At 60.5% G+C, this 22,729-nt stretch carries 21 protein-coding genes; 7 read left to right on the top strand and 14 right to left on the bottom strand.

All coding sequences use genetic code 11. The annotated features are described in order from the left end of the window. Positions 1 to 343: 343 nt before the first annotated feature. The 4 genes from CWM53_RS01570 to syd all read right to left on the bottom strand — a co-directional run bounded on the left by CWM53_RS01570 (position 344) and on the right by syd (position 3,092). The gene (locus CWM53_RS01570) at positions 344 to 787 is read right to left on the bottom strand and encodes a flavodoxin (protein WP_008806253.1); all 444 of its coding nucleotides are present in this window, start codon (positions 785 to 787) and stop codon (positions 344 to 346) included. A gap of 4 nt (positions 788 to 791) precedes the next feature. Then, complete coding sequence (gene truC, locus CWM53_RS01565; protein WP_008806254.1) at positions 792 to 1,586, bottom strand: tRNA pseudouridine(65) synthase TruC; 795 nt, start codon at positions 1,584 to 1,586, stop codon at positions 792 to 794. Beyond that, positions 1,586 to 1,915, bottom strand: a complete 330-nt coding sequence (locus CWM53_RS01560; protein WP_008806255.1) for a YqcC family protein — start codon at positions 1,913 to 1,915, stop codon at positions 1,586 to 1,588. Before CWM53_RS01560 ends, truC begins: the two co-directional genes overlap by 1 nt. Before the next feature lie 631 nt (positions 1,916 to 2,546). Further along, positions 2,547 to 3,092: a SecY-interacting protein gene (gene syd, locus CWM53_RS01555; RefSeq protein WP_100730286.1), complete on the bottom strand. Its 546-nt coding sequence runs from the start codon at positions 3,090 to 3,092 to the stop codon at positions 2,547 to 2,549. 68 nt (positions 3,093 to 3,160) lie between these two features. On the opposite strand from syd, the gene queF reads away from it, so the two are divergent. The 5 genes from queF to CWM53_RS01530 all read left to right on the top strand — a co-directional run bounded on the left by queF (position 3,161) and on the right by CWM53_RS01530 (position 9,796). Beyond that, on the top strand, positions 3,161 to 4,006 hold the full coding sequence (gene queF, locus CWM53_RS01550; protein WP_061153490.1) for an NADPH-dependent 7-cyano-7-deazaguanine reductase QueF: 846 nt from the start codon (positions 3,161 to 3,163) through the stop codon (positions 4,004 to 4,006). Between the two features lie 111 nt (positions 4,007 to 4,117). Then, positions 4,118 to 5,485, top strand: coding sequence for a nucleotide 5'-monophosphate nucleosidase PpnN (gene ppnN, locus CWM53_RS01545; RefSeq protein WP_074387729.1), 1,368 nt, complete (start codon positions 4,118 to 4,120; stop codon positions 5,483 to 5,485). A gap of 508 nt (positions 5,486 to 5,993) precedes the next feature. After that, positions 5,994 to 7,283 carry an HAAAP family serine/threonine permease gene (locus CWM53_RS01540; protein WP_061153488.1) on the top strand — a complete coding sequence of 430 codons (1,290 nt, stop codon included), beginning with the start codon at positions 5,994 to 5,996 and terminating at the stop codon, positions 7,281 to 7,283. A gap of 65 nt (positions 7,284 to 7,348) precedes the next feature. Further along, the gene (locus CWM53_RS01535; RefSeq protein WP_100750714.1) at positions 7,349 to 8,716 is read left to right on the top strand and encodes an L-serine ammonia-lyase; all 1,368 of its coding nucleotides are present in this window, start codon (positions 7,349 to 7,351) and stop codon (positions 8,714 to 8,716) included. Between the two features lie 138 nt (positions 8,717 to 8,854). Further along, positions 8,855 to 9,796, top strand: coding sequence for an aliphatic sulfonate ABC transporter substrate-binding protein (locus tag CWM53_RS01530; RefSeq protein ID WP_002915261.1), 942 nt, complete (start codon positions 8,855 to 8,857; stop codon positions 9,794 to 9,796). A 45-nt stretch (positions 9,797 to 9,841) separates the two neighbouring features. Here the strand turns inward: CWM53_RS01530 and CWM53_RS01525 are convergent, their stop codons facing one another. The 9 genes from CWM53_RS01525 to CWM53_RS30725 form a co-directional block, all read right to left on the bottom strand. Beyond that, complete coding sequence (locus tag CWM53_RS01525) at positions 9,842 to 11,065, bottom strand: acyl-CoA dehydrogenase family protein (protein ID WP_100730288.1); 1,224 nt, start codon at positions 11,063 to 11,065, stop codon at positions 9,842 to 9,844. A gap of 10 nt (positions 11,066 to 11,075) precedes the next feature. Continuing rightward, positions 11,076 to 12,497 carry an MFS transporter gene (locus tag CWM53_RS01520; protein ID WP_074387726.1) on the bottom strand — a complete coding sequence of 474 codons (1,422 nt, stop codon included), beginning with the start codon at positions 12,495 to 12,497 and terminating at the stop codon, positions 11,076 to 11,078. A 193-nt stretch (positions 12,498 to 12,690) separates the two neighbouring features. Next, a complete protein-coding gene (locus CWM53_RS01510) occupies positions 12,691 to 13,569 on the bottom strand; it encodes a MetQ/NlpA family ABC transporter substrate-binding protein (RefSeq protein WP_100675832.1) in 879 nt (292 codons plus the stop codon). After that, positions 13,566 to 14,264 (bottom strand): methionine ABC transporter permease, encoded by a 699-nt coding sequence (locus tag CWM53_RS01505; protein ID WP_008806263.1) that lies wholly within the window; start codon positions 14,262 to 14,264, stop codon positions 13,566 to 13,568. The genes CWM53_RS01510 and CWM53_RS01505 overlap by 4 nt, the downstream gene beginning before the upstream one ends. Then, positions 14,261 to 15,283 (bottom strand): methionine ABC transporter ATP-binding protein, encoded by a 1,023-nt coding sequence (locus tag CWM53_RS01500; RefSeq protein WP_032733728.1) that lies wholly within the window; start codon positions 15,281 to 15,283, stop codon positions 14,261 to 14,263. The genes CWM53_RS01505 and CWM53_RS01500 overlap by 4 nt, the downstream gene beginning before the upstream one ends. Next, positions 15,280 to 16,686 carry an LLM class flavin-dependent oxidoreductase gene (locus tag CWM53_RS01495; RefSeq protein WP_070612707.1) on the bottom strand — a complete coding sequence of 469 codons (1,407 nt, stop codon included), beginning with the start codon at positions 16,684 to 16,686 and terminating at the stop codon, positions 15,280 to 15,282. Before CWM53_RS01495 ends, CWM53_RS01500 begins: the two co-directional genes overlap by 4 nt. 73 nt (positions 16,687 to 16,759) lie before the next feature. Beyond that, positions 16,760 to 18,157 carry an FAD/NAD(P)-binding protein gene (locus CWM53_RS01490; protein ID WP_074387724.1) on the bottom strand — a complete coding sequence of 466 codons (1,398 nt, stop codon included), beginning with the start codon at positions 18,155 to 18,157 and terminating at the stop codon, positions 16,760 to 16,762. Between the two features lie 46 nt (positions 18,158 to 18,203). Beyond that, positions 18,204 to 19,376, bottom strand: coding sequence for an FMNH2-dependent alkanesulfonate monooxygenase (gene ssuD, locus CWM53_RS01485; protein WP_022065017.1), 1,173 nt, complete (start codon positions 19,374 to 19,376; stop codon positions 18,204 to 18,206). A 77-nt stretch (positions 19,377 to 19,453) separates the two neighbouring features. Further along, positions 19,454 to 19,570 (bottom strand): hypothetical protein, encoded by a 117-nt coding sequence (locus CWM53_RS30725; RefSeq protein ID WP_165784156.1) that lies wholly within the window; start codon positions 19,568 to 19,570, stop codon positions 19,454 to 19,456. A 77-nt stretch (positions 19,571 to 19,647) separates the two neighbouring features. On the opposite strand from CWM53_RS30725, the gene CWM53_RS01480 reads away from it, so the two are divergent. Continuing rightward, a complete protein-coding gene (locus CWM53_RS01480) occupies positions 19,648 to 21,591 on the top strand; it encodes a sigma-54-dependent Fis family transcriptional regulator (protein ID WP_074387722.1) in 1,944 nt (647 codons plus the stop codon). Between the two features lie 96 nt (positions 21,592 to 21,687). Beyond that, positions 21,688 to 22,443 carry a flap endonuclease Xni gene (gene xni, locus CWM53_RS01475; RefSeq protein WP_004142871.1) on the top strand — a complete coding sequence of 252 codons (756 nt, stop codon included), beginning with the start codon at positions 21,688 to 21,690 and terminating at the stop codon, positions 22,441 to 22,443. Between the two features lie 72 nt (positions 22,444 to 22,515). On the opposite strand, the gene CWM53_RS01470 is transcribed toward xni, so the two are convergent. After that, on the bottom strand, positions 22,516 to 22,729 hold a 214-nt coding region (locus CWM53_RS01470), incomplete at its 5' end, for an iron-containing alcohol dehydrogenase (RefSeq protein ID WP_133124333.1).

Below are 22,729 nucleotides of genomic sequence, written 5' to 3'. Positions count from 1 at the left end.
GGAGCAGTATATGAAGAGGCTCACCGCGGCTCACCGTGCATCTACACAGCTTTTACGCCGCTATTACAGGTGGTTTGTGGCGAATGCCTGAAAGAATGGGGGGAAGTTCACGGAAATGAAAAACCAGCGCCGCTGGAGCCACAAAGCGCAGCAAAAAGAGCCGGAGTGTGAAATACCTCACTTGACCCGGTGAAACTGGCTGGCTTAAGCCATGATATTGCTAAGGATATTGTGGCGTTTGCCTAAAGGCGTGGCGCCAGGAAAGCGCTACCATTGTGACGTCCGCGTATCTGGCCGCGACGTATTGAAAGAGCGCCCTCTGCGTAGGGAGAGGGCAGCGCTTTTATTCGAGCAGGGTGGCCCACTGCTCAACCCACGGATTGGAGACGCTCTCCGGCTCCGGGTCTTCGCTGGCGTCAATCTTCAGCATCTCGCCGATGCGCTTCGCGCCCTGCTCCTGCAGCAGCTGGTCGAACTTCAGCCCACCGCCGCAAAAGTTAGCATAGGTGCTGTCGCCGAGCGCGATAATGCCGTAGCGCAGATGGGGCTGATACATATCTTTCATCCCCTCATACAGCGGGACAATGCTGTCCGGCAGATCGCCCTGCCCGGTGGTGGAGGTGACCACCAGCACATATTTACCAGTATAGGATTCCCAGTCGTTGACCTGCGGATCCTCATACACGGTTGCCTTGTGTCCCAGTCCGCTGAGGATCGCTTCCGCTTCTTCCGCGACCAGCAGCGAGTTGCCGTACATGGTGCCGACAAAAATTCCGACTTCCGCCATGCTATTATCTCCCTGGATTGACCTTATTCCCTTCATCCTGACCGCAGTCGTCGGCAAACTCAACCCTTTCATTTAGCGGGAGAAGCCCGCGCCAGCCAAACTGCGACAGGGCGCGCATCCAGACCTCGTCAAAACCGGCGCGCAGAGTCAGCGGCTCGCCGGTAAACGGATGGGTTAGCGACAGCTCGCTGGCGTGCAGCATCAGGCGGTGACAGCCAAAATGTTCCGCGGCGCTGCGGTTTTGCCGCAAATCGCCGTGCTTGCTGTCGCCAAGGATCGGATGACGCAGATGGGCAAGATGGCGGCGCAGCTGGTGCTTACGGCCGGTTTTCGGCTCCAGTTCCACCAGCCCGTAGCGCGTAGTGGGATAACGCCCGGTTGCCACCGGCATCTCCACCGTCGCCAGGCCGCGGTAGTGGGTCACCGCCGGCTGCGGATCTTTGTCCTCACGAGCAAATTTATCGGCGATTTTATCCAGCTCTTCCACCAGCGGGTAATCCAGCAGCGCTTCGTCCATCAGCCAGCCGCGAACGATCGCATGATAGCGCTTCTGGATCTGATGCTGTTCAAATTGCTGCGCCAGCAGCCGGCCCGCTTCGCTCGACAACCCCATCAGCAGGACGCCGGAGGTGGGCCGGTCGAGACGATGGGCGGTAAAGACATGCTGGCCAATCTGATCGCGCACGGTCTGCATCACCACCACTTTCTCGTCGCGATCGAGCCAGCTGCGATGTACCAGCCAGCCCGAGGGTTTGTTGACCGCCACCAGCCAGTCGTCCTGGTAGATAATCTCCAGCATCAGGCCTGCTCACCGGCAAACAGCGCATCTAACAGCAGAAGTTCCGCCAGCATGGATTCGCGAACCGGGTGGGCCTGATCCAGGGCCATCTCGTAATAAGGCGCGACGGCAAAATTTTGCGGCAGCGGCTGACCGCTCTCCAGCAGCTGATGCATACGCGGGATCAGCACCCATTGCAGCCACTCCAGCGGCTCCAGGGTATCCAGGCAAAACGGCTTATCGCTGGCGAAGGCGCTGCTGTCCGGCGCCGTCGCCTGCCAGTGCTCTGTTTCGCGCAGCAGGGCTTCAATGGCGCGCAGGCGATCGCGCACGCTATCGTGAAGAGTCATGGGAAACCTCGATGAGTTAAAAACCGGGCGCAGGATAGCAAATCCGCAAAAGAAATAAAAAAAGGGAGCACTGTAAAAACAGTGCTCCCGGTTCGTTTTGCAGCATTCCCGCTACATTGGTGCTCCCTGCTCGTCCTTGAAAACTTTTCCTGAGGTCTCCTGACCAATGTTCATCCATAAACTCGTGCATCCTGCTTTCACACCACCCCGATGTGAAATGACTTATCCATAAGTTTGTCCCGATCTTCCTGATCCACCGTTCATCCTGAGCGGCTCTCGTTCTCCATCCTGGAGGTGTCCATTACGCGATCCTGCGTTATCCTTGCTTCATCCTGAAGCCTGTCCTTGCAACGCCATCCTGGCGGGTCCTGCAGAAGCGCCATCATCCTGATGTTCGCTTCATTTCGCGACTCCCTGTCGACAGACATAGGATCACTGATTCTGCCTCGTCTTACAACCCTTCTTGAGACAATCTCTTAAGATTAGTCCCCACTCAAAAGGACGAATAAATTAAGATCTGATTTAATACCAATGAGTTATAAAAAAATGAAGGGATTAAATTTGCCTTAAATGATGACGATCTCTTACAGGTTTTGTAAGAGATCTCTCACAAACGACCAGGTAGACTGGATTACAGAACCGGCTCAAGGTGGCTAAGGAAACTCGCAAGCGAGGGGGAAAGCGTGATGCGTTTGGCGGTACCGAGGGTCTCTTTGATCACCTCGCCGCTGAGATTACAGACGGAAATAACATCCCGTTCACTCTCGAGGGTGGCGATAAACAGCGTCGGAGCCAGCTTCAAGCGCTTCTGTACCACCAGGTGCCCGATTAAGTTTTCCTGCACCCGCTGGAAATCCTCTTCACTCCAGGTCTGCAGCAGCGTCAGCGCTTCGCCGTCAAACCGGCCGGTCATGTCGCCGGCAAACTGAGTGGTATAATAAGAATGAAGCGGCTGTTGTACCACAATATCCAGGGCGCGTTCAACCGCGCTAATATTTTGCGCCAGCGAAAACGGCTGCGGCTGCCAGAATACGGCCTCACCCTGGGTATCAACGACGCAAGGCGACGGGACGCCGTAAAGCTCTTCACTACGCGGCAGGCTGTTACGCTGCTGCTGCCAGGCGGCGCAATAACGTTGGGTAAAAGCGCGCAGCGCTTCTGCGGTCTGATGGTCCACCGGTTTCTCTCTTCACGTTAGACAGGATACACTGGAGAGATAGTGTACCCGCTTTACTATGGTGAAACATGTCTTCTTACGATAATCATCAGGCGCTGGCCGGCCTGACGCTCGGTAAATCAACCGATTACCGCGATACTTATGACGCCTCGCTACTGCAGGGTGTTCCGCGCAGCCTTAACCGCGATCCGCTGGGCCTGCATGCCGATAACCTGCCGTTTCACGGCGCCGATATCTGGACGCTGTACGAACTCTCCTGGCTGAACGCCAAAGGTCTGCCGCAGGTCGCTGTCGGCCACGTCGAGCTACCCGATACCAGCGTCAATCTGGTGGAGTCGAAAAGCTTTAAGCTGTACCTCAACAGCTTTAACCAGACGCGTTTCGCCAGCTGGCAGGACGTTGCAGAGACGCTGACTCGCGATCTCAGCGCCTGCGCGCAAGGTGAGGTCAAGGTGTCGCTGTATCGGCTGGATGAACTGGAAGGCCAGCCGATCGCCCATCTGCACGGCGCCTGCATCGACGATCAGGATATCGAGATCGATAACTATCAGTTCAGCGCCGACTATCTGCAGGGCGCCGCCAGCGGCAAAATCGTGGAAGAGACGCTGGTCAGCCATCTGCTGAAATCCAACTGCCTGATCACCCACCAGCCGGACTGGGGCTCGGTGCAGATCCAGTATCGGGGGGCGAAAATCGACCGTGAGCAGCTCCTGCGCTATCTGGTCTCATTCCGCCACCATAACGAATTCCATGAGCAGTGCGTCGAGCGCATCTTTAACGATATTCTCCGTTTCTGCCAGCCGGAATCGCTTTCCGTTTACGCCCGCTATACGCGACGCGGCGGTCTGGATATCAACCCCTGGCGCAGCAACGGCGACTTTTCCCCCGCCACTGGCCGCCTCGCCCGACAATAATAAATAATTTCACAATTTGCGTGCGTTTAGGCGCGCGCAAGGTTGTGGAAACGCCGCTCGCAGGGCTATTGTAATCACAGGAAGACCATAAGCGTCCTGTAAGGAGTTCACTTGATTACACATGTTAGCCCGCTTGGTTCAATGGATATGCTGTCGCAGCTGGAAGTGGATATGCTTAAGCGCACCGCCAGCAGTGACCTGTATCAACTCTTTCGCAACTGCTCGCTTGCTGTGCTCAACTCGGGGAGCCTGACCGATAACAGCAAGGAGCTGCTCTCCCGTTTTGAAAACTTCGATATTAACGTGCTGCGTCGCGAACGTGGCGTGAAGCTGGAACTGATCAACCCGCCGGAAGAAGCTTTCGTTGACGGGCGCATTATCCGTTCCCTGCAGGCCAACCTGTTTGCCGTGCTGCGCGATATCCTGTTCGTTTACGGCCAGATCCACAATACCGTTCGCTTCCCGAACCTCGATCTTGAAAGTTCGGTCCATATCACCAACCTGGTGTTTTCGATCCTGCGCAACGCCCGCGCGCTGCACGTCGGCGAAGCGCCGAACATGATCGTCTGCTGGGGCGGCCACTCCATCAATGAAAACGAATATCTCTACGCCCGCCGCGTCGGTACCCAGTTGGGACTGCGCGAACTGAACATCTGCACCGGCTGCGGGCCTGGCGCGATGGAGGCCCCGATGAAAGGCGCCGCCGTCGGCCACGCGCAGCAGCGCTACAAAGACAGCCGCTTTATCGGCATGACCGAACCGTCCATCATTGCCGCAGAACCGCCGAACCCGCTGGTCAACGAACTGATCATCATGCCGGATATCGAAAAGCGTCTGGAAGCCTTCGTGCGTATCGCCCACGGGATCATTATCTTCCCGGGCGGCGTCGGTACTGCCGAAGAGCTGCTCTACCTGCTGGGTATTCTGATGCATCCGGAGAACAAAGCGCAGGTGCTGCCGCTGATCCTCACCGGACCGAAAGAGAGCGCCGACTACTTCCGCGTGCTGGACGAGTTTATCACCCATACTCTGGGCGAGTCCGCCCGTCGTCACTATCGGATCATCATCGACGATCCGGCGGAAGTGGCGCGGCAGATGAAAAAAGCGATGCCGCTGGTGAAAGAGAGCCGCCGCGAAACCGATGATGCCTACAGTTTCAACTGGTCGATTCGCATCTCGCCGGACCTGCAGATGCCGTTCGAACCGACCCATGACAACATGGCCAATCTCAAGCTCTCCCCGGACCAGCCAGTAGAAGTGCTGGCCGCCGACCTGCGTCGCGCCTTCTCCGGGATTGTCGCGGGTAACGTCAAAGAGGTGGGCATCCAGGCCATTGAGCAGTACGGTCCTTACAAGCTGCATGGCGACCCGGAGATGATGCGCCGCATGGACGATCTGCTGCAGGGCTTCGTCGCCCAGCATCGTATGAAACTGCCGGGCGGCACCGCCTACATTCCTTGCTACGAAATCATCGCCTGATTTCTCGCTCTCCCGCCGGGGTATCTTCTGCAGCCTGCCCCCGGCGGGCTCTCTTCCTCTGACTTCCAGAACGCGCTAAAAACCTTTCTGTTATTATTCAGTCACCTGAATCATTTCTACATAGCCAATCGTTTGCGTTTGTAAAAACTGCGACAATTATCACTGCAAAAAATGGTTTTAAGCGCAAAAACGTCGACTACTTCTCTTTTTTACAGTAAATCCCTCGTTATTACGCCGCTCCGCTTTTATCTCATATGCTGCAAATGGTAGCCTGCGCGCCACAAATCGCTGGCTGATCACCAGAAACAGGCTGTTGGACTAAAAATACGCACATTGAAAGTGGATTATTGCATTTGAGATCGCGATCACTGATGCATTAACCATATAAATGTATCTTTCCGGCCCAATTATTACGGAGAAAATTTCTAAAAAACCGTAATCAAACGAATTTCATGTTACGTAATTGTATTTGTTCATTAGATTTTGTTGATTCCTCCAGGAGATACAGATGGAAACCACTCAAACCAGCACCATCGTTTCGGGCGAAACCCGCAGCGGATGGCGTAAAACCGACACCATGTGGATGCTGGGCCTGTACGGTACAGCGATCGGCGCGGGCGTCTTGTTCCTGCCGATCAACGCCGGCGTCGGCGGCATGATCCCCCTGATTATCATGGCGATTCTGGCCTTCCCGATGACCTTCTTCGCTCACCGCGGCATGACTCGCTTCGTCCTCTCCGGGAAAAACCCGGGCGAAGACATCACCGAAGTGGTGGAAGAACACTTTGGCGTAGGCGCCGGGAAACTGATTACCCTGCTCTACTTCTTCGCTATCTACCCGATCCTGCTGGTGTACAGCGTGGCGATCACAAACACCGTCGAAACCTTCATGGCGCACCAGCTGCACATGACGCCGCCGCCGCGGGCCATTCTGTCGCTGATCCTGATCGTCGGCATGATGACCATCGTGCGTTTCGGTGAGCAGATGATCGTTAAGGCAATGAGCATCCTGGTGTTTCCGTTCGTTATCGCCCTGATGATTCTGGCGCTGTACCTGATCCCGCAGTGGAACGGCGCGGCGCTCGAGACGCTCTCCCTGAGCGGCGCTTCCGCAACCGGCAAAGGCCTGCTGATGACCCTGTGGCTGGCGATCCCGGTGATGGTCTTCTCCTTCAACCACTCGCCGATCATCTCCTCCTTCGCGGTCGCTAAGCGTGAAGAGTACGGCGAAGGCGCTGAGAAGAAATGCTCCAGCATCCTGGCTCGCGCTCACATCATGATGGTGTTGACCGTCATGTTCTTCGTCTTCAGCTGCGTCCTGAGCCTGTCTCCGGCAGACCTGGCGGCGGCGAAAGAGCAGAACATCTCGATTCTGTCTTACCTGGCAAACCACTTTAACGCGCCGGTTATCGCCTGGATGGCGCCGATCATCGCGATGATTGCCATCACTAAATCCTTCCTCGGCCACTATCTGGGCGCCCGCGAAGGCTTTAACGGCATGGTGATTAAGTCCCTGCGCGGTAAAGGCAAATCGATCGAAATCAACAAACTGAACAAGCTGACCGCGTTGTTCATGCTGGTGACCACCTGGATTGTGGCGACGCTGAACCCAAGCATCCTCGGGATGATCGAGACCCTCGGCGGCCCGATTATCGCGATGATCCTGTTCCTGATGCCGATGTACGCGATTCAGAAAGTACCGGCTATGCGTAAATACAGCGGCCATATCAGCAACGTCTTCGTGGTGATTATGGGCCTGATTGCCATCTCCGCGATCTTCTACTCGCTGTTCAGCTAATTCAGTCAATACCTCCCCCCGCGCCGCTTAACGGCGGCGCGCTTTCCGACAGCACGGGAATACATATGATCAGCGTATTCGATATCTTTAAAATCGGCATTGGCCCTTCCAGCTCCCATACCGTTGGACCGATGAAAGCGGGCAAACAATTTACAGACGACCTGATTGCACGCGGCCTGCTGGCCGACGTCAGCAAAGTCGTCGTCGACGTCTACGGCTCCCTCTCCCTGACCGGTAAAGGCCACCATACCGATATCGCGATTATCATGGGCCTCGCCGGCAACCTGCCGGATACCGTCGACATCGACGCCATTGCAGGCTTTATTCAGGACGTTAACACTCACGGCCGCCTGATGCTGGCCAACGGTCAGCACGAAGTGGACTTCCCGGTCGATCAGTGCATGAATTTCCATGCCGACAACCTGTCGCTGCATGAGAACGGCATGCGCATTACCGCCCTGGCCGGTGGCAAGGTGCTCTACAGCCAGACGTATTACTCTATCGGCGGCGGCTTTATCGTCGACGAAGCGCACTTCGGCCAGATCGCCGATGCGCCGGTTGCGGTTCCTTACCCTTATAAAAACGCCGCCGACCTGCAGCGTCACTGCCGTGAAACCGGGCTGTCGCTCTCCGGCCTGATGATGCAGAACGAACTGGCGCTGCACAGCAAAGAAGCGCTGGAGCAACACTTTGCCGCGGTGTGGGAAGTGATGAGCGCCGGTATCGAGCGCGGCATCACCACCGAAGGCGTCCTGCCGGGCAAACTGCGCGTCCCGCGCCGGGCCGCCGCGCTGCGCCGCATGCTGGTGAGCCAGGACACCACCAACAGCGATCCGATGGCGGTGGTGGACTGGATTAATATGTTCGCCCTGGCGGTGAACGAAGAGAACGCCGCCGGCGGCCGGGTCGTTACCGCGCCAACCAACGGCGCCTGCGGTATCGTGCCGGCGGTGCTGGCCTACTACGACAAGTTTATCCGCAAGGTGAACAGCAACTCCCTGGCCCGCTATATGCTGGTCGCCAGCGCGATTGGTTCGCTGTATAAGATGAACGCCTCCATCTCCGGCGCTGAAGTCGGCTGCCAGGGCGAAGTGGGCGTCGCCTGCTCGATGGCGGCAGCCGGTCTGGCAGAACTGCTGGGCGGCAGCCCGGGTCAGGTGTGCATCGCGGCAGAAATCGCCATGGAGCATAACCTCGGCCTGACCTGCGACCCGGTTGCCGGCCAGGTGCAGGTGCCGTGTATCGAACGCAACGCTATCGCCGCCGTGAAAGCGGTCAACGCCGCGCGAATGGCGTTGCGCCGGACCAGCGAGCCGCGCGTCTGCCTCGATAAAGTGATCGAGACCATGTACGAAACCGGTAAAGACATGAACGCCAAGTACCGGGAAACCTCTCGCGGTGGCCTGGCAATGAAGATCGTCTCCTGCGATTAATCCCCCGACCCGGCACGCCTCGGCGTGTCGGGTCATCGCCCTGAATAACTCTTTTTGTTATATCAATAAAATTTTAGTTATTTAATGATTATAAGCGCTGTTTGTTACCTTACGCAAAACCGCTAAGGAGAACAGACAATGTCCAACCGATTCCGCCCCGCATGGCTGCTGGTCCTCGCCGCCCTCTCTACCTCCGCGCTGGCCAAAGCGCCGGAAACCGTCAACATCGGTTATCAAAAAGCGAATATCTTCGCGCTGCTGAAGTATCGCGGCACGCTGGATGAGAGCCTGAAAAAACAGGGCATTGCCGTACGCTGGGTCGAATTCCCCGCCGGACCGCAAATGCTGGAGGGGCTGAACGTCGGTAGTATCGATCTGGCCGCGACCGGCGATGCGCCTCCGGCCTTTGCCCAGGCGGCGCAAGCCGATCTGGTCTACCTTGCCCACTCCCCCGCTAACCCGAAAACGGAAGCGATTGTGGTGCCTGAACAGTCGGCAATCCACAGCGTGGCCGATTTGAAAGGCAAGCGCGTGGGATTGAACAAGGGGTCTGACGTCAACTACCTGCTGGTTGCCGCACTGGAAAAAGCGGGCCTCAGCTATAAAGACATCACCCCGGTCTATCTGCCGCCGGCGGACGCCCGCGCCGCTTTCCAGCGCGGGGCGATTGATGCGTGGGTGATCTGGGATCCGTTCCTCGCAGAAGTGGAAACCAACGCGAAAGCCCGACAGATCCGCAATGCCGAGGGGCTGGTGCCGCACTACACCTTCTATCTCGCCAGCCGTAAGTTTGCGGATACCTATCCGGAGACGGCAAAGCAGGTGGTCGATGAGCTAGGCAAACTCAGCGCGTGGGCGAACAGCCATCAGGACGAGGCCGCCGGGCTGCTGTCGACCTCAACCGGACTGGATAAAGCCATCTGGCTGAAGACCCTGGCCCGCCTGCCCTACGGTGCCGAACGCATGACGCCGGCGGTGTATAACGAACAGCAGGCGCTGGCGGATACCTTTACGCGCATCGGCCTGCTGCCGGTGAAAGTCGACGTGCGCAGCGCCACCTGGTCGCTGGATAAACCTTGATTTTCCTGACGACGGGAAGCACTGCGCCTCCCGTCGCCGACAGGCTTACCCCGCCGTTTTCTCACCATTGCCTATCTGCCAGATAAAGGTGGGCGCTTCACCGTTCACCAGCCAGTTACCGATATTACGTGCCTTATAAATCACTGGATTATGCGAGGCGACCGTCCGCGCATTGCGCCAGTGGCGATCCAGCGCAAGGCGAGTTCGCGTATCCGACGCCCCGAGGGCATTAAACAGCTCCGTCGCCGCCCGCGGGATCCAGTCGCTGGCGATCACCTGCGCCTGCGCCGCTTCCACTTCCGCCAGCTGGTTACGCCGGGCGATCAGCGCTTCGTCGTCGCTGACGTGCGCCACATAGGCCTGCTGCAGCGATTCCGCGGCCTGCAGGACCGCGGCCCGGGTCGCCCATGCCCAGCTGCTGATCTGCCCAACGACCTGCAGAACCTGAACGTCATCGCGCGGCACGGCGGCGTTGCCGTGGCTGTACATCCGGGAGCGATGTTTGACGCCCTGCGCGGCATCCCGCTCAACCGCCAGGCCAATGCCCGCGAGGGTCGCCAGCAGCACATGCTGGTAGAAAGCGGTCTGATAGCGAAAGCGCTGGGCAAAATCATAAACATGTTCGGTTTCCACCCTGGCGCCGGTAAAGCGGGTGGTTCCGCTGCCGGTCAACCGCTGGCCAAAGCCATCCCAGTCATCTTCCCGCACCACGCCGGTCTGCTGGGTACTGACCAGGGCAATCACGTCGCCGGCGGTATCACTGCGCCGGGCAAACACATCGATCCAGTCGGCGTATAACGCGCCGGTGCTGTAAAACTTCTCGCCGTCGAGTCGCCAGCCGCCCTCTGTCGGCGTCACCCTGGTGTTCACCTCTCCCAGCTTCACCGCGCCGATCTCCGTCCAGCAGCTGCCCACCAGCTCACCGTCGAGGAAGCGACGAAACCAGCGGTCGCGCCCGGCGGAATCCGGCTGATTCAGTTGATCTTCCACAAAGGCAAAGTGCGCGCGCAGGGCCTGCGGCAGGTTAGAGTCCGCTTGCGCCAGCTCGATCAGTAGCGCGCTGAGCTGCGGCAGCGAAGCGCCCCAGCCGCCCTTCTCGCGCGGGATACGCAGCGTGCCGAAGCCCGCTTCCTTCAGCCAGCGGATCGGCTCATCGGGCAGAGTGCGCTGCTGTTCGCGCTCCGCGGCGCCCTGGGCGATACGGGTGAATATCGGGCGGAAGGTGGCCGCCAGTGCGTCATAATCGGTGCCTGTGGAGAGCAAGGTCATTGTCAGTTCCTTATTCATGGATTGCGTCGATATCTTCTCGCGTCGGTTCATGACGGACCGCCAGCAGGAAGAAAATGGGAATAATGGCGGCAAGCGAGACCACCCAGAACATCTGCGTGCCGAGCGAGGCCTGCAGCAGCGGCAGAATAAACAGCGCCAGCGCGCTGCCGATCCCGGAGAGCGCCCGGCTGAAACCGACCCCGGTGGCGCGAATGGCAGTAGGATAGGAGAGCGCCGGGTAGATCATCAGCTGCGCACCCGGGCCAAACCCTTCGGCGAACAGCCACAGCCCCAGCATCGCGATGGCCAGCACGATGCCTGCCGTCGCGTGCGGTTGCCCCACCAGCGCCAGCACAATCAGCGCCACAAACTGCAGGGCGAAGCCGGCTATCGCCACATGACGCGAAGGATATTTCCACGCCAGATGCATACCGAGCAGCCCGCCGGTAAAAGCAAACAGGGCGTTCAGCCCCAGCGATGCCGAAATAGTTTCGAAGACGCCAGCCCCGAGGAACTGGGCAAGAATTGACGGCAGGAAAAAGGCAATCGCCGTGTACTCGAAGGAGATACAGATATTCATCACCCCGGCGACGATAGTCCGCTCACGGTAGGGTTTTTCGAACAGCACGCGGAAGCTCACTTTCGGCGCTGGCGCGGGTTTCGCCGCCGGGACCTCATGGGCATGGATCCCCCAGGAATCGCGTAAAATACGCACCGCAGAGGTCAGATCGCCCTGGTTCGCCGCCCACAGCGGGGATTCGTTCATAAACCGACTGCGGACGGCAATAATCAACAGTGCCGGCACGGCGCCGAACAGCAGGGAGGCGCGCCACAGCCAGTCAAGATGCTCCTGCGGCAGCAGGAAATAGAGGCCGAAGATAATGAGAAAGCAGACGGTTGAGGCGGCGTACCACATCGGGCACCACGCCGCGAGACGAGCCGCTTTGTTGCCTTTGCCGGCAAAGCGGGAAAACTCGGCCAGATAGGACATCGCCACTGGCAGGTCGATGCCGACGCCGATGCCCATCAGGAAGCGGGCGCCAATCAACACCCAGACGTTCGGCGCCAGCCCGGCGGCGATAGCCGAAATCACGAAAAAGAACATATCGGCCATAAAGACCGAATAGCGACCATATTTATCGGTCAGCCAGCCGCCGATAATATTGCCGACGATGGTCCCGACCATAATGGAAGAGGTCACCAGGCCGGTCAGCAGCGGTGAGAGCTGGAATTCACGCACAACGTCATCAATACCGTAGGAGAGCGTGGTTAAGTCATACGCGTCGAGAAAGACGCCCCCCAGCGCGAGGAAGACAATCATCCGCGCATATTTCGCTTGTTCCTTGCCGGAATTAATTAGCCGCGCCACATCCCCGACGCTACTGACCGGTACCGAAGCGATACCGGGATTATCCACTGGAAATGTACTCATTTTTTCACCTTATTATTTTGTGCAGGTCATTAGCGGTTATAGACCGCGCGCGGCGAGAATCAAAACAACAAATCATTATATAAAAATCAATATAATCAATAAGTTAATAAATATTACCGGCACAAAAAGGACGCGCTTTCGCGCATCCTCAAGGGAAATAAATAACAACGAAAATAGACGTCGTGCAGGATGCTTATTCCGTGGACACCGGAACTAATACGTCTTTTACCAGCGGGTCATCGGTGGTTTTTAACCACGTCTGGATCCGTGGGTCAGAAAAAGCCTGTTTTAATTTGACGATATTTTCCTGCGATAAATACGGCGTACCAATCACTAATTGCGAAGCAAAGGTGCGCGGCGCCGGCGGGAATAATATGCCTTTCTCCCGCGGGACTTTCCCGGCGTCAAATTGCGAGACATAGCCGATGGCGGCATCCACCGAATTTAACGCCCGCGGCATGGTCAGCAGATCCAGCTCTTTAAAGACAAACTGATGCGGGTTACCGACAATATTTTTCAGCTTCGCCGTGCGCGGCTCCACCGCCGGGTCGAGCGAGATCAACCCAATGCGCTGGAGCAGCCACAGAGCCTGCCCCTGATTGGCGCCATCGTCAGGCACGACGATGGTCGCGCCGTTGGGTAACGCCTGTACCGACGAGTAGCGGTCGGAATAGATGCCGAACGCCCACTGGAACACCGGCACCGTGGTCGACAGCGCAAAGCCGTTAGCGTCCACCACCTGTTTAAGCCACCACTGATGCTGATAGATCGTCCCGGCATACTGTCCTTCCGCTACCGCGCGGTCAGCCTGGACCGGATCCTGCACTCCCACCGCCTCCAGTTTCAGACCGTAATCGGGCGCAATATGCTGATTAATATACTCAATGATCCGCTGCTCTCCAGCCATCGCCGGCTCGTAGTGAATTTTTAACGTGCTGCCGAAGACCACCTGCTGGCTTTGGGAATGTCCCCGCCACCACCAGAAGGCGATGGCGAGCAGGATAATCACCGCCAGCGCCGCCAGCCAGGGCCAGCGCCGCGCTTTACGTAACTCAAATTGCTCTGTTGTCATACAAGGTTCCCCTGCGTGTGGCGTAAACGGTTGACCAGACGGTCACCCAAAAATTGAATCAACTGGATCGTGGCGATCAGGGCAACGATCGTCGCGATCATGATGTGGTTGTCGAAGCGCTGATAGCCGTACACCACGGCCAGGTAACCGATGCCGCCAGCGCCGATGGTCCCGGCGATAGCCGAATACTCAATCATCGAGACCAGGTTTAGCGTCACCGCCGCCACCAGCGCGGGCAAGGCTTCACTGAGCTGCGCGCTGGCAATGATTTGCCAGCGCGACCCGCCGCAGACGACGCCCACTGCGGTGACCTCCGCCGGCAACTCGCGCAGCGCGTTCTCCACCAGACGGCCAAAGAACGGGACGCCGGCGGCGATCATCGGCACCACCGCGGCGGGGATGCCAATCGTGGTGCCGGTCAGCCAGTATGTGAACGGGATAATGGCGGCCATCAGCACCAGAAATGGCAGCGAACGTCCCATATTGACCACCCAGTTCAGCAGCCGGTACAGCAGCGCGTGCGGAAATAACCCCCGCGGCGAGGCGTTAAACAACACCACCCCCACCAGCCCTCCCAGCGTGACGACAAACAGCATCACAATGGCCACCATCAGCCAGGTTTCGCCATAAGCGGGGAGCAGCAGCGAAGGGATTTCGCCCCAGGGGGTATCCTGGCTGATGACTGTCGGTTTCATACCGCCTCCCTGAGCAATGGCGCGCTGTCGAGGATCTCCGCCGTAATGCCGAGCTGCGCCAGCAGGCCCTGCAGTCGCGCGGGCGACAGGCGTTCGCCCTGAAAGCGCACTCCGGCCTGCAGGCGACCGGCCAGCCGACCATTGATCACCTCGACGTGACCGCCAAGGAGATCGATCTGCAGCGCCCACTGCTGGCTCAGGCGGCTGATCCAGTCGGTGGCCACCGGCACATCCCAGCGGTAACTCAGACGCAACAGCAGATCGCTGTGGGCCGCTGCCGCCGGCGTCAGCGGCAACAGCTGCTGGCCGAGCAGAGAATCGGGACGCGCCAGCAGATCTTCGATCCGCCCGTACTGGACGATCGTCCCGTCGCGGATCTCCGCTACCGCATCCGCCGCCGTGCGCACCGCGTCCATTTCATGGGTGATCAGGACGATCGCCAGCTGGTACTCGTCACGCAGCCGCTTGAGCAAAGCCAGCACCGAGGCCGTGGCCTGAGGATCGAGGCCGGAGGTGGCTTCATCCGCCAGCAGAACGGACGGGCGCAGCGCCAGCGCGCGGGCAATGCCGATCCGCTGGCGCTGGCCGCCTGAGAGCTGGGCCGGCCAGGCATCCGCTTTGTGGCTCAGACCGACGCTCTCCAGCAGCTCGCCAACCCGCGCCTTGATATCGCGCTCCACCACACCCAGCCACGCCAGCGGCAGGGCGACATTCTCCCAGGCGGTCCTGCGGCTCAACAGCGCCGAAGACTGGAAAACGGTGCCAATCGCCCGCCGTTCCCGGCGCAGCGCCTCGCCGGACAGCGCCGACAGATCCTGGCCATTGATACGAATGCTGCCGCTGTCCGGTTGCTCCAGCAGGCTGATGCAGCGCGCCAGGGTTGATTTACCGGCGCCGCTCGGCCCCACCACCGCGGTGATGGAGCGCTCAGGCACCTGCAGCGACAGCCCTTTCAGCACCGCGCTGAGCCGACCATCCGCCGTGCGATAACTTTTATGCAGGTCATCGATAGCGATCATGTCACCTTCTCCTCTACCGATGCCGCCGTGCGCGCATCGCGGCGGTAGCTGGCGCCCGGGTGAGGCGCGGCCAGACGCGGGCCGGCGCCGAACAGTTTTTCGCGCAGGGTCCCCTCGCGGTACTCCTGCTTAAAGACGCCGCGCTTTTGCAGCTCAGGCACCAGCAGCTCGACGACGTCGCGGAAGGTTTCGTGAGTGACGGCATAGGCGAGGTTAAAGCCATCGACGTCCGTCTCTTCGACCCAGGACTGCAGTTCGTCCGCCACGGTTTGCGCGCTGCCAACCACCAGCGGACCGAAGCCGCCGATCCCCGCCCAATCGGCCAGGGCCTGCACCGTCCACTGGCGGTTCGGATCAGCGGTCGAAAAGGCCTCCACCGCCGACTGAATGGCGTTGGTGTGCAGATACTTCAGCACCTGATCCGGCTGATACTGGCCGAAATCGATCCCCGTCCAGCCGGAGAGCAGCGCCAGCGCGCCTTCATAGCTGACGTACTGCTTATATTCCTGCCACTTCGCCTGCGCCTCGCGGTCGGTGTCGCCGACAATCACCGTCTGCAGGTTGAAGATCAGGATGCTGTGCGGATCGCGCCCCGCCTCAGCCGCCCGGCGGCGAATATCCGCCACCGTCTTCTTCAGCAGCACCTTCGACGGCGCAGCGACGAAGACGCATTCGGCATGGCCGGCGGCGAACTGTTTGCCGCGGCTGGACGCCCCCGCCTGATACAGCACCGGCGTGCGCTGCGGGGATGGCTCGCAGAGGTGGATCCCCGGCACGGAAAAGAACTGTCCCTGATGGTTAATGGGATGGATTTTCCGCGGATCGCTGAAGATCTTACGCTCTCTGTCGCGCAGCACCGCCCCGTCCTCCCAGCTTCCCTCCAGCAGTTTGTAGATCACCTGCAAATACTCATCGGCATAGTCATAGCGGGTGTCATGGTCGGTCTGGGTTTGCTGGCCGATATTGCGCGCCCCGCTCTCCAGATAGGAGGTGACGATATTCCAGCCCACCCGCCCTTTGGTCAGATGGTCGAGCGTCGACAGACGACGAGCGAAAGGGTAAGGGTGCTCAAACGACAACGAGGCGGTCAGGCCGAAGCCCAGATGCTCCGTCACCAGCGCCATCGGGGTGATCAGAGCCAGCGGATCGTTGACCGGGACCTGCGTCGCCTGGCGGATCGCCGCGTCGCCGCTGCCGTCCAGCACGTCATAGATCCCCAGCACGTCGGCGATAAACAGCCCGTCGAACTTGCCGCGCTCCAGCAGCCGCGCCAGATCCACCCAGTACTCCAGATCTTTATACTGCCAGGAGCGATCCCGGGGATGCGCCCACAGGCCCGGCGACTGATGGCCGACGCAGTTCATATCGAAAGCGTTAAGACGAATTTCACGTTGTGATGACATAGCAATCTCCATAGCGCGGCCCGTCGCCGGGGCGCACGCGGCAAAATGAATCAGGGAAAAGAAAGAGAGGAATTCAGTACGCAGGACATCGGGAGTCCTGCGGGATCCCGAGCGTGAGTAACGCTTGCGCCGCCACGTCAGCGGCATGGTCGGCTACCTGCGGCAGGCCCATCAGTTCGCCAAAACGCCCGCGGGCGGCCGGACCGGCCACCAGCACCGGCAGCGCCTCAACGTGCGGCTCAGCCACTGCCCGTGAACGGCTGTCCACCTCCAGGCCCATGCCGAGGGCATCGGCGCGAATCAGACCGCGGCGGGCGAGGTCCTGTAAAAATGGCTGGCTGTCGGTCAGGGCGCGGTGTGCGGGTCCGGTGGTCAGGATCAGGTGATCGACGCTCAGCGTCTGCACGCCGCCGCCGCGCCGTGACAGCGTCAGACGTAACGTCTCGCCTTCACCGCTCATCGACAGTAGCCTGGCCGCCTGCACCTGCAGACTGCCCGTGTGCTGGCGCGCCTCCAGTACCTCGGCGACCTGCGGCGCCACGCGGTAGCGGTGGACATCCCAGTAATGGCGCAGATGGCGCAGAAAACGCTGGCGATCGGCGACGCTGAGCGCCTGCCAGATCCGCTGCCCCTGCTGACGAACCGCATCCAGCACCACCTGCCAGCTCAGGCCCTGCTGCGCCGCACAGGCGACGTCGAGGCGGATCTGGCGCAGGCGCTGACGCAGGCTGCCCTGCTGATAGTCGCCGGGCCAGGTTGCCCCTGCGCCGCTAAGGTTGCCGCGCGACAGCAGGCCGTGGCGCGAAAAGGCGACGATACTGCCGCGGTGGCCCAGCCGGTCCAGCGTCGCAACCGTATCGGCCATGGTTAATCCGGTGCCCATCACCGCCACCCGGGCGTGCGGGGCGATGGCATCGAGCGCGCCGGGCTGCCACGGGTTGGCAATCAGCGCCGGATGATGGCGCCAGGCTTCGGCCTGCGGCGGCAGCGAAGGCGGTGGATGACTGATCGCCAGCACCAGCAGATCGGCCTTAAGCTGCAGGCCGCCGTCGGTGGTCACCGTCCCCTGATGAAAAGCGAGCGCCCGGTCGCGCAGGTGGCGAAGCCGTCCGCCGCTGGCCACCGCGGCGTCGGCAAAACGCTGTGCCACATAGCGACCAAACTGGCCGCGCTGAGGGTAGACGGAACCGTCCGGGCGCAGCGCTTGCACATCGACGCCAAAGGCAGGCTGATGGCGGTACCAATGATCGAAGGCGCCCTCTTCGTCGCCGGCCAGCTGCATGCGAGCGGCCGGGACGTTAATCCGGTGCGTCGGCTCCGCAGTGGAGTAGGCCACCCCGGCCCCGGGGGACTGGCGCGGCTCCAGCAGCGTCACGCGCACCCCGTTCGGCGCCAGGCGCAGCAGCTCAATCGCCACCGCCGCGCCGCTAAAGCCGCCGCCGATAATCACGATATGCGGTTCTGCGCTCATCGCTGCCCTCCTCCGGTATGCTGTCTCATGGTCGCGCTCCGGGCCATTAGCTGGCGCTGACCTGGCGCACCGGGCGCTTATCGCCGCCGATGGTTTCGCCAAACGGACCGGTGTTCACGCTACGCGCCTTCGACGAGGCCGCGTTTTCCAGCGGCAACAGAGGCATCACCAGCTCAGCAAAGCGGTGCGCTTCTTCCAGATGCGGGTAGCCGGAAAAGATAAAGTTACTGATGCCGAGCGCCTGATATTCGCGGATGCGTTCCGCCACCTGCTGTGGATTACCCACCAGCGCGGTACCCGCGCCACCGCGCACCAGCCCGACGCCGGCCCACAAATTGGGCGCAATGCGCAAATTATCGCGCGATCCCTGATGCAGGGCGCTCATCCGCGCCTGGCCGGCCGAGTCCATGCGGGCGAAGATCTTTTGCGCCTGGGCGATGGTATCGTCGTCAAGATGGGCGATCAGCCGGTCGGCGGCGGCCCATGCCTCTTCTTCCGTTTCGCGCACAATGACGTGCAGACGAATGCCATACTGCAGGGTGCGTCCGCGGGCCGCGGCGCGCTCGCGCACCACCGCCAGCTTCTCCGCCACCAGTTCCGGGGGTTCGCCCCACGTCAGATAGCTGTCGATCTGCTCGGCCGCCACATCAATGGCCGCATCAGAAGAGCCGCCGAAATAGAGCGGCGGGCCATTCTCCTGCACCGGCGGGAACAGCACTTCAGCGCCTTCCACGTGAATATGCTCGCCGTGATAGTCCACTTTTTCCCCGCGCAGCAGGCGAGTGTAAACATCGAGAAATTCGCGGGTCACCTGATAGCGCTCGCTGTGGCTGAGGAAGATACCGTCGCCTTTGTTTTCCACCGGGTCGCCGCCGGTGACGACATTGATCAGCAGCCGACCTTCCGATAAACGGTCGAGAGTGGCCGCCATCCGCGCCGCCAGGGTTGGCGGCTGCAGGCCCGGCCTGACTGCCACCAGATAGCGCAGACGGCGGGTCAACGGCGCCAGCGCCGAGGCCACCAGCCACGAATCTTCACAGCTTTTACCGGTGGGGATCAGCACGCCGTAGTAGCCCAGGCTGTCGGCCGCCAGCGCCACCTGCTGCAGATAAGGTAAATCGACCGGGCGTCCACCCTCGGTGGTACCCAGATAGCGGCCATCGCCATGAGTCGGTAAGAACCAGAAGACATTGATCTTGTCGGGAGCTTGCTGCGTCATTATCTATTTCCTATATAACCATATCCGATATTTATCGAAGAGATGTTTTAATTTGGTTATATGAGTGTTAGCGATAATCATGCCAATGGTGAATGAAAAATTAATCTTTTAAAATCAAGGCACTGAAAACAACTTCGCCGCGCCACGCTGTTGCAAATCACGCAGCCGCCGCGCATCCGCTGGCGCATTTGCAACAGCCGCGGGCCTTCCCCCTCTGGTTTCCGCTGCCGCCGCAGGATAAGTTCAGAGCGTCAATGATCGGAGGCCCGCTATGCTGAACCCAGAATCCCCTTCCACCGCTCCTGCGCTGATCGACCCGGCGTCGAAGGCTTTCCAGAGCCTGCTGGACAAGCTCGCGCCAACGGAGGCGACCGTGCTGATCGTGGGCGAAACCGGCACCGGCAAGGAGGTGGTGGCGCGCTATCTCCATCATCACAGCGCCCGTCGCCAGCAACCGTTTCTGGCGGTCAACTGCGGCGCACTGACCGAGAGCCTCGCCGAAGCCGAGCTGTTCGGCCATGAGAAAGGCGCCTTCACCGGCGCACAGCAGGGGCAGCCCGGCTGGTTTGAAGCCGCGGAAGGGGGGACGCTGCTGCTGGACGAGATCGGCGAATTAAGCTTGCCGCTGCAGGTCAAGCTGCTGCGGGTGCTGCAGGAGCGTGAAATTACCCGCGTCGGCTCACGCAAAGCGATTAAAGTGAATGTCCGGGTGATTGCCGCCACCCACGTTGACCTGGCCCAGGCGATCCGTGAGCGCCGCTTTCGCGAGGATCTCTACTATCGGCTGAATATCGCGGTGGTGCCGCTGCCGCCGCTGCGCCAGCGTCGGCAGGATATCCCGCTGCTAGCGCACCACTTTTTATCACTCTACGCCCGGCGCCTCGGGCGGCCAACCCTGCGTCTGGCGCCGGAATCACTGGCCCGGCTGATGGACTATTCGTGGCCGGGCAATATTCGCGAGCTGGAAAACACCCTGCATAACGCAGTACTGCTCAGTAAAGAAGAGGAGATCAGTCCTGCCCAGCTGCGCCTGGCGACGCTCAACGACGCCCCGTCGCCAGCGAACGACCATGAACTGGATGACTTTATTCGCCACCAGCTGGCGCTTCCCGGCGAGCCGCTGTGGCAGCGAGTCACCAGCGCCCTGATTCGCCACGCCATGGTGCATTGCGATGATAACCAGAGCCAGGCGGCCGCGCTGTTGGGGATCAGTCGGCATACCTTGCGCACCCAGCTTGCCAACCTCGGGCTGATCAAAAGCCGCCGCCGCCCGCCTGCGCCGCCGCGGGCGTTCGCCAGCGAGGTCGGGGCCGATCGCGAACTGCGCATTGGCTACCAGCGCTTCGGCAGCCTCGGGATCCTGAAAGCCCGCCAGAGTCTGGAAACCGCCTTCGCCAGCCTCGGCGTCAACGTGCTGTGGAGTGAGTTTCCTGCCGGACCGCAGCTCCTCCACGCCCTCGCCTGCAACGAGATCGACTTCGGCACCACCGGGGAAGCGCCGCCGGTGTTTGCCCAGGCCAGCAATAGCGAACTGATGTACGTCGCATGGGAGCCGCCGGCGCCGCGCAGCGTGGCGATGGTCGTCCCGCAGGAGAGCGACATTCGCCAGCTCAGCGATCTGCGCGGCAAACGCATCGCCCTCAATAAGGGGTCGAATGTCCACTGGCTGCTGCTGCAGATCCTCGAAGACGCCGGGCTGGGGCTGAACGACGTGCGGGTGGTCTATACCCCGCCGAAATACCCGCTGACCGCCAGCGACTACCTGGCGGTTGACGCCTGGATGATGTGGGACCCGCTGCTCAGCGACGCCGAGCACACCGGCGAGCTGCGGGTGGTCGCCAGCGGCGAAGGACGGGTCAACAACCATCAGTTTTATCTTTCGCGACGGGACTACCTCGCTCAGCATGGCGATATCATGCGCCGTCTGCTGACGGAGCTGACCCACACCGGGCAGTTTATCGACTCACATCGTGGCGAAGCGGCCCGCTTACTCTCGGCAGAGCTGGGGATTGACGCCCGGTCACTGAGCATGGCTCTCGCCCGCCGCAGCCATCGCCCAAGGCCGATGGATCTGTCAGTGATCCGCGCCCAGCAGACTATTGCCGATCGCTTTTACGCCCTTGGGCTTATCGCCAAACCGGTTTCGGTGCGCGAAGCGGTGTGGTACGGCGAACCCGCGCCCGGTATCGTCAGCCCGATGATGGCGGTCAGTTAGCGAAATTTGCGCGTTATCTTCCTGATTGTTCAGGCGCAGATAGCCTCGATCCGATGGCGATGTTACCCTAAAGACGCTGAGAATAAGGGGGTATCTGTGGCTGTTCATCTGTTAATCGTCGACGCGTTAAATCTGATCCGCCGCATCCATGCGGTGCAGGGTTCGCCCTGCGTCGATACCTGCCTGCATGCGCTGGAGCAGCTGATCGTCCACAGTCAGCCCACCCACGCGGTGGCGGTGTTTGATGATGAAGATCGCGCCCATGGCTGGCGCCACCAGCGCCTGCCGGAGTACAAAGCCGGCCGCGCGCCGATGCCGGAAACGCTGGTGGCCGAGATGCCAGCGCTGCGGGCCGCCTTCGAACAGCGGGGGATCCGCTGCTGGGCCTCGCCGGGCAGCGAAGCGGACGACCTCGCCGCCACTCTGGCGGTGAAGGTAGCTCAGGCGGGTCATCAGGCCACCATCGTCTCCACTGACAAAGGCTACTGTCAGTTGCTGTCACCCACCATCCGCATCCGCGACTACTTTCAGAAGCGCTGGCTGGACGCGCCCTTTATCGCCAGCGAGTTCGGTGTCACTCCGGAGCAACTGGCGGATTACTGGGGGCTGGCGGGGATCAGCAGCTCGAAGGTGCCGGGCGTAGCGGGCATTGGTCCCAAAAGCGCCGCCCAGCTGTTGAACGAGTTTCAGGACCTGGAGGGGCTGTACGCCCGTCTGGCCGAGGTCCCGGAGAAGTGGCGCAAAAAACTGGCCGCGCATCAGGAGATGGCCTTCACCTGCCGGGAAGTGGCCCGCCTGCAGACCGACCTCCAGCTGGACGGTAATCTGCAGCAGCTGCGGCTGACGCGCTGACCATCGTTAAGAAAGGTGCCGGTGCAGGGTAACGGCTCCCGGCACCGACGGCTTCCCCCCCGGGCCTGGCAATCACCAGGCTGCCTGATATAACCCGACGATATCGGCCAGGCGCGCCTCGCGTGGGTTACCACCGGTACACACATCCTCCAGCGCCGCCTGCGCCAGCGCCGGAATATCTTCTTTCCTGACGCCCACCTCGCGTAGATGGCCGGGAATACCGACATCGCGGTTTAGCTGGCAGACCGCCTCCACTGCCGCCTGGCGCGCGGCAGTCAGGCTTAAC

The organism is Klebsiella sp. A-Nf5, from assembly GCF_002810545.1.
Classification (GTDB): Bacteria; Pseudomonadota; Gammaproteobacteria; order Enterobacterales; family Enterobacteriaceae; genus Klebsiella; species Klebsiella variicola.
This window is presented reverse-complemented; position numbering and strand designations above follow the sequence as displayed.